The sequence below is a fragment of the Candidatus Uhrbacteria bacterium genome, assembly GCA_016699205.1.
Lineage (GTDB): Bacteria > Patescibacteriota > Patescibacteriia > 2-12-FULL-60-25 > 2-12-FULL-60-25 > CAIXDN01.
The window spans coordinates 426,233-440,954 of the sequence record CP064964.1; the positions used below are offsets into that span (position 1 = coordinate 426,233).

10 protein-coding genes are annotated in these 14,722 nt (G+C 57.7%); 1 reads left to right on the forward strand and 9 read right to left on the reverse strand.

From position 1 onward, the window contains the following. Positions 1-4: 4 nt before the first annotated feature. The 7 genes from IPH19_02130 to IPH19_02160 form a co-directional block, all read right to left on the reverse strand. Complete coding sequence (locus IPH19_02130) at positions 5-1,231, reverse strand: glycosyltransferase family 4 protein (GenBank protein ID QQR61238.1); 1,227 nt, start codon at positions 1,229-1,231, stop codon at positions 5-7. A gap of 5 nt (positions 1,232-1,236) precedes the next feature. Then, positions 1,237-2,313 (reverse strand): glycosyltransferase, encoded by a 1,077-nt coding sequence (locus IPH19_02135; GenBank protein ID QQR61239.1) that lies wholly within the window; start codon positions 2,311-2,313, stop codon positions 1,237-1,239. Then, positions 2,306-3,775 (reverse strand): O-antigen ligase family protein, encoded by a 1,470-nt coding sequence (locus tag IPH19_02140; protein ID QQR61240.1) that lies wholly within the window; start codon positions 3,773-3,775, stop codon positions 2,306-2,308. Before IPH19_02140 ends, IPH19_02135 begins: the two co-directional genes overlap by 8 nt. Positions 3,776-3,891: 116 nt before the next feature. Further along, positions 3,892-6,444: a hypothetical protein gene (locus IPH19_02145; GenBank protein ID QQR61241.1), complete on the reverse strand. Its 2,553-nt coding sequence runs from the start codon at positions 6,442-6,444 to the stop codon at positions 3,892-3,894. A gap of 264 nt (positions 6,445-6,708) precedes the next feature. Then, entirely contained in the window at positions 6,709-8,046 is a 1,338-nt protein-coding gene (locus tag IPH19_02150; protein QQR61242.1) for a putative metal-binding motif-containing protein, read from the reverse strand. A gap of 1,181 nt (positions 8,047-9,227) precedes the next feature. Then, complete coding sequence (locus IPH19_02155; protein ID QQR61243.1) at positions 9,228-10,010, reverse strand: hypothetical protein; 783 nt, start codon at positions 10,008-10,010, stop codon at positions 9,228-9,230. An 11-nt stretch (positions 10,011-10,021) separates the two neighbouring features. Continuing rightward, the gene (locus tag IPH19_02160) at positions 10,022-11,146 is read right to left on the reverse strand and encodes a glycosyltransferase family 4 protein (protein ID QQR61244.1); all 1,125 of its coding nucleotides are present in this window, start codon (positions 11,144-11,146) and stop codon (positions 10,022-10,024) included. Between the two features lie 90 nt (positions 11,147-11,236). Here IPH19_02160 and IPH19_02165 point away from each other — a divergent pair, with 90 nt between their 5' ends. Next, complete coding sequence (locus tag IPH19_02165; protein QQR61245.1) at positions 11,237-11,713, forward strand: hypothetical protein; 477 nt, start codon at positions 11,237-11,239, stop codon at positions 11,711-11,713. A gap of 74 nt (positions 11,714-11,787) precedes the next feature. Here IPH19_02165 and IPH19_02170 read toward each other — a convergent pair whose 3' ends face one another. Continuing rightward, entirely contained in the window at positions 11,788-12,792 is a 1,005-nt protein-coding gene (locus IPH19_02170; protein QQR61246.1) for a rod shape-determining protein, read from the reverse strand. Position 12,793: 1 nt separating this feature from the next. After that, positions 12,794-14,716: a DUF4012 domain-containing protein gene (locus tag IPH19_02175; protein ID QQR61247.1), complete on the reverse strand. Its 1,923-nt coding sequence runs from the start codon at positions 14,714-14,716 to the stop codon at positions 12,794-12,796. Positions 14,717-14,722 lie beyond the last annotated feature (6 nt).

Below are 14,722 nucleotides of genomic sequence, written 5' to 3' on the forward strand. Positions count from 1 at the left end.
TATGTCAACCCTTCGCCCCTGCATCGCGATAAGCATCCAATACGCTATCAACATGATTCTTCCAGAGATGACGAGCCTGGATGCGTTCGCGGCCTTTGAGGCCCATTTGGTCGCGGACTTCCGTAGGGGTGGCGAGAAAACGGCGGAGAATGCGTAGCCAATCTTCGGCGTCGCCGGGTTTTACGAGGAAGCCATTTTCTCCATCGGCGACGAGTTCTGGATTTCCACCGGTGCGCGTGACGAGACATGGCAAGCCGCTCGACATCGCTTCAAGAACGGAGCCGCTCGCGTTTTCGTAGCTTAATGTCGGGAGTACGAGCGCCTCGGCGCGATCGCGAAGCTTCTTTAATTCTGCGGGTGCGACAAAGCCGAGGAACTCGATATGATGCGCGCCTTTTTCTTTCACAAGTGTTTTCAATTTTTCTTCCAGCGGACCGCGGCCTGCGATCTTAATCGGAAGCTCGGGAACTTTGGAAGCGGCTTCGATAAAACTTTCCAAACCTTTTTCTTGTGAAAGACGTCCGGCGAAAATCAGGTATCCCCCGCCGCGAACAGCGGGCTCTTCAATCCAATCGGTTGGGTTTGGAACGTAGCGGAGTTTTCCGGCTGGCTCGCCCCAGTCTTCCATCTTTTCTTTCATGAAACGTGATGGACAGAGAAAGATCGAGACCGTCCGCTCATAGGCTTGGCGGAATTTGGTGAAATACATCTCAATCGCCGCGAGTGCGTTGTAGATGAACTTGTCCGATAGGCAACGATGCAGGATTACGTTGTAGTATTTGCCGCCTTTGCTGCGCTCGCAAGGTGCGCCGTGATCAAACATCGGATAGTTTGGTGCGGCGAGCTTATAGTCGTGCAGGGTTTGCACGCATGGGATGCCGCGCTTGGTGATTTCCGGGAGTAGCGAGGATGAAAGATGATGGTAGAGATTGTGAAGATGGATGACGTCCGGTTTTACATCATCAAGCATGCGGGCAAAGGCGCGCTTAGCCTCGCTATTCCATAAAAAGTTTCTGGCTTTTTTGAGATCGGTCCAAAGTCCGTCGGAGCGGTCGAGGTGATAGCGCGTAACAAAATAGCTTTCGTCGCGTGACGGAAGATTTTTCACGCCAAGCGTCGAGAAGGCGTGGACGACATGGCCGCGGCTCTCGAGCTCATCGATGAGGCCGTGCATGTAGACCTCGGCACCGCCTTGGAGATCAAAAAATTTGTTTACCTGAAGAATGCGCATCTGGGCTATTGTACACCAAGTAGCTTGCGATAGAGCTGATCGTACGATGTTTTCATCGCCTCAAGTGAGTAGGACTGTTGCACGATGTGGCGGCTGGCCAGGGATTGCTGGAGGGCTTTTCCGTATTGGTTCAGGATATCGGAAATGGCTTTGGACCAGGCGCGCACGTCATCGACTGGAGCAAAATTCAGGACGTCTGGCGGGAAGGTTTCGTGAAAGACCGGAAGATCGCTTACAAGAATAGGAACCTGGCAAGCCGCAGCTTCGAGAACAGCAATAGCTTGTCCCTCGTGGCGGGAAGCGAGCAAAAAAAGATCAGCTCGTCGCAGACGCTCGGGAACATCAGCGACGGAACCGGCGAAATTTATACGAGGCATGATGCCAAGCATCTCGGCTTTACGCTGGAGAGAGATACGCTCGGGTCCATCGCCAATGATCTCCAGCGTCCAGGGACGACGGATATCCGCGAGAGCGTCGAGGAGCAAGCTTTGGCCCTTGTCTTCCAATAGACGTCCGACGGTAACGAGATGCGGCATGTCGCTTGCCTGATACGCGTCACGCGGAATGAAGCGCGCTAGATCGATACCGATGCGGATGACGGATTGGCGCGTCGTCGATACGCCGTACTGCCTAGCGACCATGCGAGCGACTGAGTCGGAAACAGCCACAACGTGCTTGGCTCCGCGATAGGCCTGGAGTCTAAGCAGACGGACAGGAAGCGCGAGGCCAGGTTCATGGCTATGTGCGGTGATGATTTGCGGGATGCGAAGTTTGCGGCATGCGAAACCAGCCCAGACATCAGCACCAAGATGCGTGTGGACCAAATCAGGACGATGTTCTGACCAGCGCGAGATGAGCCAGTCGATGAGTTTACGTCGATTCAAACCGGTTCTTGTAGATGGCGCGATCGTGACATCGATTCCGGCGGCCTTGAAGTCGGCTTCCATGTCGCCTCCCCCGCCGAGGGCGATAATTTCTATGCGATAGTCGCTAGAGAGAGAGCGGCACAAATCCAAAACCATGCGCTCGGCTCCGGCGCGGCCCAAAGTCCACATTACTTGGACGAGTAAAGGTTTAGCCATTGAATCCTCTTAAAAAATCCGGGTCGCGTCCGGCCTCACGCTCGAGGAAGACGCGTCCGGCAGCCAACAGCAAACCAATCGGGAGCCACAGACGAGGCGTCCAATAGGTCGTGCTCGTCAGCTCGTACGCAAACATGCCGATAACGCCGACCAGCAGATACATGTAGGCGATGGTTTCCGGCTTTCCGGGACTTAATCTGTGAAGTACGAAATTGATTTCACGCGCGAGGGCGATAAAAATCAACGCCAATGCAACGAGACCGACGAGACCGGTTTCTGCCATGACTTTCCAGATCAAGCCGTGCGCATCAAAAGCCGGACCAAACTCGAGTGTGAAGGCATAGGTATGGGCGACGCGATCGACAAAGGTTCCAGCTCCAACACCGATGAAGGGAGAGTCTTTGAATAACTCGACGGCGATTTGCGTGAGAGCGGCCCGGGAATCGATCGAACTAATAGCTCCGCGTGAGAGCGAGTAGGTTAGCTGGATTCCGGCGAGCGGAAGCACAATCAAAACGAGAGCGATGAGTTCTTTTCGATAGGTCTTCCAAGAGTCTCGCCAGATCGTTGCAAAAAGGATGGCGAGCTGGATCGGTACAACAATCCAAGCCGTGCGGGAGAAGGTAAGGATGACAATGGCGGACATGAAGGCGCAGGCGGCGTAGATGTAGCGGCGCGTCGGACCTGGTTTGAGCAAGGCGGCGAGGGCAAGACCGCAAGCAATGGCGATCAACTCGACTTCTGCGAGCGAGTGCTGGTTTCCGCCGAGCGGATTTACTTCCAGAATCGGGCCTGGCATCGCGCGGTTGAGCGAGAAGCCGCCGTCGAAGGAGATCATGTTGCGCAGACCATCGAGCGCAAAGGCGATGCCGACGAGAAACAGAATGAGTAGTGCATCGCGCAGACGTTTTTTGGAGCGAACAAAGTTCACGACGAGGGCGATCGATGTCAGATAAACAAAAACAAGATAGCGGCCGACGAATTTCACCACCTCTCCCCAAGCCGGCTCCCCTTCTGAAAAGCCGGAGAGAATATGTGCGCCGATCAAAGCAAGAAATGGCAGGAGCAAGGGCAGCCACGGTTCCCAGTTGCGATCGTTACGGCCGCGCCAGAGCGTCAAAATGCGAAAAGCCCAGGCTGCCAAGATTCCAAGCGCGATTACTTCTCCGACCGCGAGCTCAACATAAGCCGAGAATACACGTTCACCAATACGAACCTCTCCCGTATAGATGCCGACGAGGATACCGAGCAGCATCGAGAGCGCGATCCAGATATTGAAAACAGGAAAAGGAAAGCGCCAAGCGATGAGAGCGGTGACAGATGAGGCTAGACCAAAGGTAATCGCGACCGGTGCACCCGCAGCAACGCCCATGCCGACGAGAAAGCATAACAAAAAAAGTCCCCAGCCGATGCGCGGCCAAATCGACTGGGCTTGGGTTTCCGGAAGGACCAAAGACGACATTGATCGAATTATAGCAAAAATACGGGAAATAAGATGACCCCCGCATCGCTTGCGCAATGCGGGGGTCAGAGTGTGGGTGCGGAATCAATCCGCACCCGATGCGGGAAGGAGCGAGCTCAGGGCGCCGGGCAGGAGACCGCGAGGCCCGTGGGGCTGGCAGGGAACGTCGGGAGCAGGATGCCTCCAGGCGCGCCCGGGCAGACCGCGCCGTCCACCGTGCGGTTGACCCCCTGCGTGACGAAGCTCGTCACGCAGATGGGATCGACGTTGCGCGGGGCCGGCCAGATGCGGCGATCGGTACCATCGTTGCACCAGAGACCGGTGCGGTACTCGCCGCCGGAGACGGAGGCGAGATCGACGGTCACCGTGTTCACGCCCGGATCGGACGGAACGCCGCAGCCGAGATGGTCGTAGATGACCACGGACCAGCCGACACCGCAGGTGCCGAACTGACTCGTGATGCAAGCGAGGTCGTAGGTCGTCGAGACGACGCCCGTGAACCCGCTCGCGACGCGTGCCGCGCGGCACAAGTTGCGCTGCGTGGCGGCGAAGCCCGAGGGCGGACCGCTGTCGACCGGCGGAGGGCCGGCGTCGACCGGAGGCGGACCTGCGTCCATCCCCGCGTCCGTCATCGGAACACCAGCGTCGACCGGCGGGGGCGGGCCGGCATCACTGCCGCCGCACACGAGGCCTTCGTTGGTTCCACCGTCGCAGTCGTTGTCGAGGCTGTCGCAGACTTCCGTCGCAGGACCGACCGAGCCCACGCAGGCACCGAAGGCGCCGGCCGAGCAGGTCTGGGTTCCGTTCCGGCAGATGCCGAGCCCACTCGTGCCAGACCCGTACGGGAAGCACGACTGGGTCAGCGACCCACCTGCGAGCACGTCGTTGTCGACGATGCCATCGCAGTTGTCGTCGATCGCGTTGCAGGTCTCGGCGATCGGCATGAGGGGGGTCGTCGTCGGAACGCACTGAATCGAGCCACCGACGCCGCCGACGCACTGAAAGGTGCCGGGTGCAGCGCAGCGTCCGCGTCCGAAGGTGCAAGCACCGCCGGTCGGAGAACCGCCGCAGCCAGGCGAGCAAGCGAGATCACTCCCGTTGCAGTCCTGGTCGATCGTGTCGCCGCAGATCTCGGCCGCCGGACCGACCTCGCCGGTGCAGGAGCCCCAGACGGGCGATCCTTCACTGAAGGCGATGCAGGCCTGCGTGCCGGGCATACAGATGCCGCGACCCGCGAGCGTCATCGAGTAGCTGGTGCAGGTGCGAACGACGTCTTCGTCGACCACGCCGTCGCAGTCGTCGTCGATGCCGTTGCAGGTCTCGTCGACCGCGGCACCAGCCGTCACGTTGCAGGAGACCACGCCTTCAGAGCAGGTGTGGAGACCGTCACGTCGGCAAGCGCCGATGCCCTCGCTACACGCCGTCGGCGTGGGAACGATGCGCGGATCGGATCCGCAGACCACGCAGGCATCGCTGATGCCGTTGCAGTCCTCGTCCTCGAAGTCGCCGCACTGCTCGAGTGCGGGAACGACCTCGCCGACGCAGGCGCTGAAGACGCCAGCGGTGCAGACGCGCGTGCCGGATCGGCACTCGCCGATGCCAGCCGAGCCGGGTCGACCCGAGTAGCAGCTCTCGACGTTGCCGTCGGTCGAGCCATCGCAGTCGTTGTCCAGGTTGTCGCAGGTCTCGGGTGCCGGGAGGCCGGCGGTGGCGGAGCAGACGAGCTCCATTCCCGCGCAGCTGTACGTGCCCATGCCCATGCAGGCGCCGATGCCGGCGCTGCAAGGATCATCGACACGCGGATCCGCGCCACACGCGACAGAGAGCAGAAGACCGCCGTTGCAGTCCTCGTCGACCTCGTTGTCGGCGACCTCGGTCGAAGGACCGATGGCTCCGACGCAGTCGCCCCAGGTCATCGTTCCCGGGTTGTAGTCTCGCGAGCCGTAGCGACAGATGCCGACGCCGGGGTTGCCGGAGCCGAACGGGAAGCACGACTGCGAGATGTTGTTGTCGACCACGCCGTCGCAGTCGTTGTCGAGACCGTCGGGCACGGTGCCCTCGGATCCGCGAGCGGCTTCGTTGGCCATGGCCGAGCAGTACTTGGCATCGGAGGGATCGCACATCCAGACGCCGTCGACTGCGCAGACGCCGAGGCCGGCGGTGCAGGACACCGCTCCGACGACGTCGGGATCGGTGCTGCAGGCCGTGCTCATGCCGCCGTCGCCGGGAGTTCCGGCGTCGTAGGACATGCCCGCGTACGGGATGCACTCGCCCCAGTTGTTGCCCGCATCACAGTACTGGAAGCCTGGACGCAGGCTTCCGTCGGTGGTGGTGCAGCTCGGGTTGACCGAGCCGGGCGGATCACACTCCCCCATGCCCGTGGGCGTGCCCGGGACGGGCGACGGCACGGTGGCGGGGCAGGTGACCTGCCAGCAGACGCTCGCGACGTTGGTCACGAGATCGCAGGTCTGGAAGGCGCAGACGGACGTACCGTCGGAGCCGAGGCAGGCCTGCCACGTTCCCCGCTGTACTGCCGAGCACGTGGTGCCGGGTTCGACGAGGGGCTGGATGTTGCCTCCGGTGAGGGGGCTACACCCGGCGATGGCGATGCTGGCAGCCAAGCTGACCAGCAGGATGAGGCGATTCTGGAGCGGGGGCGGACGAACCATGATGAACGGACCCTTTCTTCCGTGAAACTAGCTGAAAGCGCCCACGGAGGCGCATCGAACTCGGTTTGTGACAGAGCCGGATGAACTTCGCACAAAAATAAAGAAATGTCAATACCTTGGGGCGAGATTCAAACCGGGACCGGAGTGTATCAGATCGCGAAAAAATTGTCTTGGTTAAGCAACAAAGCTACCAATAAGGCAAGCAAAAACCGGGGCACTCGATTCCGACAGATGTCGGAAGAGTGCGCCCGGTTGGAGCAGTGCTCAGAATCGATGCCTGGGGGCACCACCTGAGGTAGAGGTGTCGCAGGACAACCCCGAGGTGATGAGATTGGCTCCCGTGGCTTCGTCATGGACGCGCCAGAGGATGCCGCTCGCCATGGCACAGGCGCCGAGCGAGGTGTCGAAGGTCGAGAGGTCGGAGGATGTGCCTGCTGCGCGATAGGAGCCGATGAAGGGATTCACCGGACCATTGGTCACGCAGACATGCCAGCCGCCAGCCATCGACTGCATCTCCTGCGAACCCGTGTTCAGGCAGGTGACGATGTTCTCGTCGCCCCACCAGGAACCGTTGCGCAGGCGGAACGAGCGCGGGTCCCAGGAATCGCCCGGAACGTAGAGCTCGTAGACCGTGCGGCGGCCCGTCGAGGTGCATGCGAGATCGCTCCCGTTGCAGTCCTCGTCGATGCCGTTGCCGCAGACCTCGGTACGAACCGTGCACCCGGAGGGGCAGGCCATATCGAGACCGTTGCAGTCCTGGTCGATGCCATCGCCACACACTTCCGTGCGCGGCGTGCAGGCAGACGAACAGGAGATGTCCGAGCCGTTGCAATCCTGGTCGAGACCGTCGCCGCAAACCTCGGTGGAGGCGACGGGAACGGTGAGCGCGCACATGAGCGTGCCATCGACACAGGACCAAACGCCGGCCATCGCGCAGCGCGACGAAGTTGCGGGAAGCACGCAGGGCGTGTGGTAGCGGGCGTCGCGTTCACACGCGGAGCCCGTAACGCAGCCGTCGTCGGCGATGCCATCGCAGTCTTCGTCGACGCCGTTGCCGCAGACTTCTGCGGTAGGCGTGCAGGCGGCGGCGCAATCGAGATCGCGTCCGCTGCAGTCCTGATCGATACCATCGCCACAGCGGTCGTAACCGCCGGGGCGCGACGAACGATCGGAGTCGTTGCAGTCGGGATCGAAGGCGAGGACGTAGCCCGCGGGGACAGGGTCGCAGTCCGGTCGGACGATGAAGTCCGTCGGATTACCGTAGCCGTCGCCGTCTGCGTCACGCCAGTAGACGGCGTCATCGCAGTCGGGATCGGGAGTCGGATCGGGATCCGGCTCGGGCGTCTCGCAGCGGAGGGGGTTCAGCACCATGCACTCCCAGACCCTGGTGGGCCGGCAGACATAGTACGAGTTGTCCGCGCCGCACTCGGTGCGGCAGACCTCATCGCGGATCTCGCCGGGCGTGCAGTCCATCTGGGGCTGCATCGCGTCCGGCAGCCCGGCGTCCGTGTCCCCTGCGGGATCGGACGGGAGCGGCGAGGTGTCGAGATTGCAGCCGATGAGGCACGTTGCCGAGACGAGAAGTGCGAAGATGTTCTTCATTCAATCACCGTGTTGGTTTGAGGTTGTCGAGCTGTGAAAGACCGGCGTTCCAATCCGGCCAGAATCATTCATTGGAACTAACCACTCTAGCACTTTTTGGGCCTTTTGTCAATCAAAATGCTTGTTTTTTATGGCTAATATCAGCCAAATTATTGCAGTATTTCTTGGCTAAGAACCTCGACTTTTATAAAAATTCGCTTGATTGACATGGTTTTTGTTAAACGAGAGAATAGACACACGGACAATATCGTCCGCGATCATCGCAACGGAGAACTCGCCATGGATCATCCCCTGGCCCCGGGCGCCGGGAAGGGCGCACCGTGACTCGTCGAGCGCACTGGGTGAGTCAGCACAGAACTCAGTGTGTCTCGGCACGTGTCTGGTACATTCGGCCTGTCGCCAACTGTGGCTGCGGAGGCAGGCCTTAGGCCGATCAAGAACTATGAGGATATTGATCGGCCTTTAACCCAAAATCCAGACACCTCATCTTCTGTCTGATTGATACTCGGGGAGACTGCCATCCCTTAAGGCCGCGCTGCCGGCCTGCTAGCTATCGGTGGTGGATCGATCTATTTTGCGGACCAACCGTCTGCCGTTCCGTCGAGTTGCAGCGAATTCCGGGGCACGCTCACATAGGCCCGCGACACGTTCTCCGTGTGTCGCGGGCCGCTTTTATTTATCCGATCCGAACCCAGCAGGGTTGACAGAATTCATTATTTCTGATTAGGTAACTCGTCCGCTTGAAACGCGGATTGTCCGCCTCGCCGGACCTATTGGCAGGTCGCCGAACGATATTGTTTGCGGCCGCCATCAGGGACCGGACGTAAGCCCCAACGTGGGCGGATCGCATCTCCGGGGCAGGGAGATGGCTGTTATGCACGCAGAAACCAGACTTACTCGAGCTACTTCAGAGATTCCCTCTGCGGACATGGCTCGACGGAAGCTCATCAAGACGGACATCGCTATTCGGTGTCGACCGAACGCAGCGCCTCCTACCCTCGTGCATTACTACGTCGTGTTCTGGACCGGCCCCGGAGGCCTCCGTGCTCCGACTTGGCCGCTGCCCGCCCTCTGCCCCGGGGCGTTCTGGAAGAAATCGGACTTGCCACCCGAGAAGATCAACAAGACCAACTGATATACAAGCGCCCCGCCTAGATCTAGGACGGGGCGCGCTTTTGTTCTTATTGCTTCTTTCCCCAATCGGCTGGCGGCGTCCATGGAATCGCACAGCTCCAAGCCATCTCGTACAGCGCCTTAATAATATCGGCGATATCTGCGCTATCAATAATCACACCTAAGCCGCGCGATCGATGGGAAAGAATATAGACGCGCGATCCAACAATCCCAAGATCGCCTGTGAAGGGTATTTTGGAATAATCTATTTCACGGACCTCCATTCCCTCTATATCAAAATACGGAACCTGGAATCCTGGCTTTATGGTTACAAGCGCGCGGCCATGCAACTTCTTTGAGCGCTCGATGCGCATTTCCGGCTCAATGTTCACCAAGTCCATGAGCATGTCATCGACTGCATAGAGCTCCCAAATTGGTTCATTGCTCGAGGCGATTTCCTCTCGGATACTCACCAAGCCTGCATCGCCTTCAAAGAAACGGACACGTGGCTTGTCTTCTACGGCGTTAAAAATCGCCAGGAGTCGCGGGAGGGTTTGCGAGAGACGATCGCGCTTGGCTTCCAAGAGCCCCATATGCTCGCTCACAATCGCCATGAGCTTTTGAGGATTCTCGGCAGCAAAGACCACCTTCTTTCCTTTCTCAAACATCGAGACAAGACTGTGCTTTTTCAAGCCCTCAATCATGACATAGGTCGTTGAACGGTTCACGCCGGCACGTTTTGCAATGTCTTGGACGCTGCTTGGACCAAGCTCAAGCATCGCCAAATAGACTTCCGCCTCTTTGTCGGTTAGCCCAAGGTCGATGAGGCCGGTTTTAATATCTTCCAGCATATGGCGGGATTCTACCACGTTGTCAGCGTTTGCAAGGTTTGACGGGCTGTCTTATCCCAGCGGAAACGAGGAGCCCAGGCGAGGCCATGTTCACGCAACAGAGAACGTGTTTCCTGATTTTCGAGCATGGTTTGGATGTGCGCTTGCAGCGTTTCTACATCGAGCGGATCAAAGAATAGCGCATTCCCTTCTCCAATGACCTCTGGAAGCGAGGCGGCGCTGGATGAAATAACGGGAGAGCCGCAAGCCATGGCTTCAAGCGGAGGCAAACCAAAGCCTTCGTAAAAAGACGGCTGAACGTATGCGAGTGAACCCGAGAGCAGGGCGACTTTGTCCGCTTCCGAGATGTAGCCCGTGATATGGAAATATTCGGCGAAGCCGGAATCGGCGATGGCTTTATGAATGGCATCGAAGCCTTCACCCGGGAGACCGGCGAGGACGAGATGCAGCGGATCGCCAAGACCGCGGGACTGTTTGTGGCGTTTGAAAGCCTCGACAAGTGCGAGAACATTCTTCTTGGCTTCAAGCCGACCAACAAACAAGATGTACGGTTCGGGAATTTGAAGACGTACGCGCATCGCGGCAATTGTTTCCGCGGAAGACGGCTTGTACGTTTCATGATCGACTCCAAGCGGCGTGACCGTGATCCGTTCTGCTGGGACATTGTATCCTTCCATGATTTCTTGTTTGCAAAACTCGGAAACCGTGATGATTTTTGAGCCGGATTTTACGATGTCTTTGGTTGACCACTCGTGATAGGAAACTTGGCGCGGCTTATAAAGTTCCGGATGCTTATGAAAGCCGACATCGTGCACAGTAACAACGGAGCGCTTGGGAGCGAAACGCGGAAGAACATGCGCGGGAACAAATAATACTTCCGGCGGCTTGGAGAGCATCTCGAGCGAGAGACGGATTTGGGTCCAGAGATATTTTGGCGGCCAAGCGAGACGTCGCTCATGCCAGTTGGATGGCGTGCGCTCGAGCCCCATCGATAGCGCCGTGTTGGAATACATCATCCAGGCATGGGGATCCTGCATAGGATCCTGTTTCATCGCCTGAATAAGGCGATAGGCGTACCACTCGACACCGGTTTTTTGGAGTCGATTAGCACGCGAAGCTTCAATACCGATGAGCATTGTGTCATTTTACATTGAGCATAGAACATTGAACATGGTTGACAAAACCCTTGATTCTCGGTTTGATAGAGGCTCGTTTTGGGGGTTCTGATGAGTGACGCACTTTATCAAAAGCTGTTTCAAGACAACCGCGGCGTCCGGTACACGTTCTCAACGCCGGATGACCTGATCCCGACTATTCTGATGGCACTAGACATCTGCCTCTTTCCAGCGGAACAAGTCGACAAGCTCGTCTTGAGCACCATTGCGCCCGGCACATATCCCTTGGTCTACACGCATCACCACATCGAGGCAGCGTTGCCCGTGGCATGCGAGCATGTGCCGGAGTGGATCGAGTCTTTTCGTACACATGTATCCAGGTCGGATACGTCGGTCGCGTTTCTCAAGTACGAGGACTTCAGACGCTTCCCGCATATGATGAAGGTCATCTTCCCAACAAGGAAGCTGATCTCGCGCACCTTGAATAGCCGGATGCTCGAGTACGTGCTCGACTTCCACGACGGCGAAAGCTGGATGCAGGTCGATATCTGCCAGCGTCCGATGGCCAACAACCGTTTTGCAGCCTGACTGCCTACTGAGTGTTTCCGCCTCCGGTGGAAATAAAAGCCGCCCCGTTGCTCGGAGGCGGCTTTTCTGTTTTCTTAGTTGGAGAAAATACTGCGCTTGTAGAGCTCGAGGTTTTCGAGCGCGATACCCGTACCTTTAGCCACGCATTGCTGCGGGTTGTCGGCGACGAAGGCTGGGACGCCTGTAGCTTCTGAAAAAAGTCGATCAAGATTGCGTAGCTGGGAGGAGCCGCCGGAGAGAACCATCCCCTTTTGCATGACGTCTGCCGAGAGTTCTGGCGGAGTGGCGCGCAACACGTCTTTGATGGCATCGACGATGCCTTGGAGCTCATGCTGAATGGCGTCGGTGACGTCGTCTGAGGTGACGTTTACGATGCGAGGCAAGCCAGAAATCATGTCGCGGCCTTTTACTTCGAGTTCAAGCTTGTCCTCGAGATAAAGTGCAGAGCCGATTTTAATCTTGATCTCTTCTGCGGTACGTTCACCAACGGCGAGCCCGTGTTTGCGGCGGACATGTTCTTGGATCGCGCTGTCTAGTTTATTTCCACCGATGCGAACAGATGAGGATGCAACAATGCCGCCCAAAGAAATAACAGCGATTTCCGATGTTCCTCCGCCAATATCGATAATCATGTGACCGGAAGCTGAGCCGATCGGAATGTCGGCACCGATGGCGGCGACGACGGGTTCCTTGATGATGTAGGCGGCGCGGGCGCCGGCGGAGATGGTGGCGTCGATGACGGCGCGGCGTTCCGTGGAAGTAATTCCACCGGGAACGGCGACCATGACTTCCGGACGGAACAAGCGGACGCCGCCGAGAGCCTTATTAATAAAATATCGGAGCATGGCTTCCGTTGTGCGATAGTCGGCGATGACGCCGTCTTTGAGCGGACGCTTGGCGACGATCGAGTCTGGCGTACGGCCGATCATGTCCTTTGCTTCTTTGCCAACAGCTAGCACTTTTTTATCGGCAATCGAAATGGCGACCACGGAAGGCTCATTAATGATAATGCCTTTCTTGGGAATATAGACGAGTACCGTGGTCGTACCAAGGTCGATGCCAATTTTTTTTCCAAACATATCAGAACGTAATTTGAAAAGGCTGCGATTCAATCCAAGCACCTTCGTACCGATAGCGGGTGTCGCCAAAGTCGGATTCATCTTCCGGAGGCGCGGCTCGTTGTACGTTCTTACCGAACAAGAGGTCCAGGGTCAATGTCCGTTCTGCGCCAGGCTGTTTTTGGGCCAAAAATCGATAGGAATCTCCTCCTGCCATGGTGGCGATGCGAGCCGGTAATCGATACTTGAAGACCATCTCTCCTGTTTTGCCCGGTTCGATCACCCAGAAGGCGCCGAAGACCTGTTTGCCGAGTTCGCGGAAAACGTCGGGGTTTTTGGAGATGCCGGCCCATGAGAGAAGCTCGCTCCCTTCCGGAACGTAGACGCGGGTGTAAGCGCGGTAGCGCGTATAGCGCCAATCAAAAATGCGGTTCGTATTTGTGTAGCGCAGCCGGACGGTGGCGACGGGGCCCGAGGGATCGGTGAAATCGACGGAATAGAAGATGCGCTTGTCCATGACGCCGTCGGTTTTTAGCGCGGCGAGGTTGGCATCGATAACCCAGAGATAATCATCCTCTGTACCGATGGTGCGGCCGCTCCAGCCGCGCAGATCAAGAATCTCTTGCACGGCTTCATCCTTTGCATAGACGAGCATGTCGCCTTGCGCGAGTGAAACGGTTGCGACATCGAGGACATCTGGCCATCGATTGGCCGGCAAACTGAGCAATGTCGCAATCAAGACATCGCCAAGCTTGCGCACGATATCTTTACGCTGTTCTGTTGGACGGCCTTCTTGGTGAAAACCGACTTGCGTTTCAAATTGCAGCTGGTCAAAGAAATCATTGGCGGTGAATGTCTGATCCTCGACGGTCAGCGGGCCGGTGAGTATCAAAAGTCGACGGAAAAATTCTGGCTGAAGGGCGATGACACCATCGAGACGGACATCGATATTTCTCCCCTGCTTGCTCATGCGCTGATAGACATCAATCAAACGCGCCGCTGATTGCGGATAGTCCGGGGACCAGTTGGAGTCGCGCAAAAACCAAGCACGTACGCCGAGTTCACGCGTCATGAGGGCGGGTGGAACGTCGCGCCAGGTATCGGTGACGAGATTGTCCAAGGCGTAAACGTCCTCGAATTCAATGCTCTTGATATCGCCAGCATCAACCGTTACAAGTCCGATATTGCCGATGAAACCACCTGTTGGGCGGAGTTCGTCGGCGTTTTGGAGAAGGACGAGATAGGTTTTTGCCTCTGGAAAGCCGGACAAAGGAACAATCCACTCGAGCAAACTCAAACCTTGTCCGAGCGATTCATCGAGCTCAGGCAAGCGGTCAGCAAGCGGGACGATGGCGGAACGGATCGGTGAAAATAACTCGTCTTGCGGAACATTCTTCCAGGCATCGGCGGCGATGGTGATTTTTTCACGTGCTAATCGCAGACGCGGAAGAGCGGCGTTCAGATTTTCAAAGAGGGCGCGTTTTTCTTCACGAGAAAGATCTTGATAGGAACGGCCGGGATCGACAGAGACACCGGAAACAATACCAGCTGTATCGACAGCTTCTTGAATATCGGCAACGACGCTCAGCATTTCACGAAAGCCGGAGATCGCGGATGAGCCGGAACGCTCGACCTGCTCCAAGGCTTTAAGCCGCGTGCCGATCCAAGGTGCTTCACGCCAATTCCCCATCGCGCGCAAGCCGCCGCGGATATTGGACAGGTCATTCTCAGCAGCAATGAGTCCGCTCTCGGCAGCAGAAAAATCACGGACGCCTGCATCGGCGACAGCGCCACGCAGATGACTCTGTAAACTTACGGCTGCACCACCCGCGACGAGAGATCCATAGATCACTGGCGAGACGATAATCAGGAGTGCGATCGTTAGAGCGATGCCCACGCCTAAAGCCACGCGTTTCCACGGCAAATCAGCTACATTGAAGTCCATGGGTTG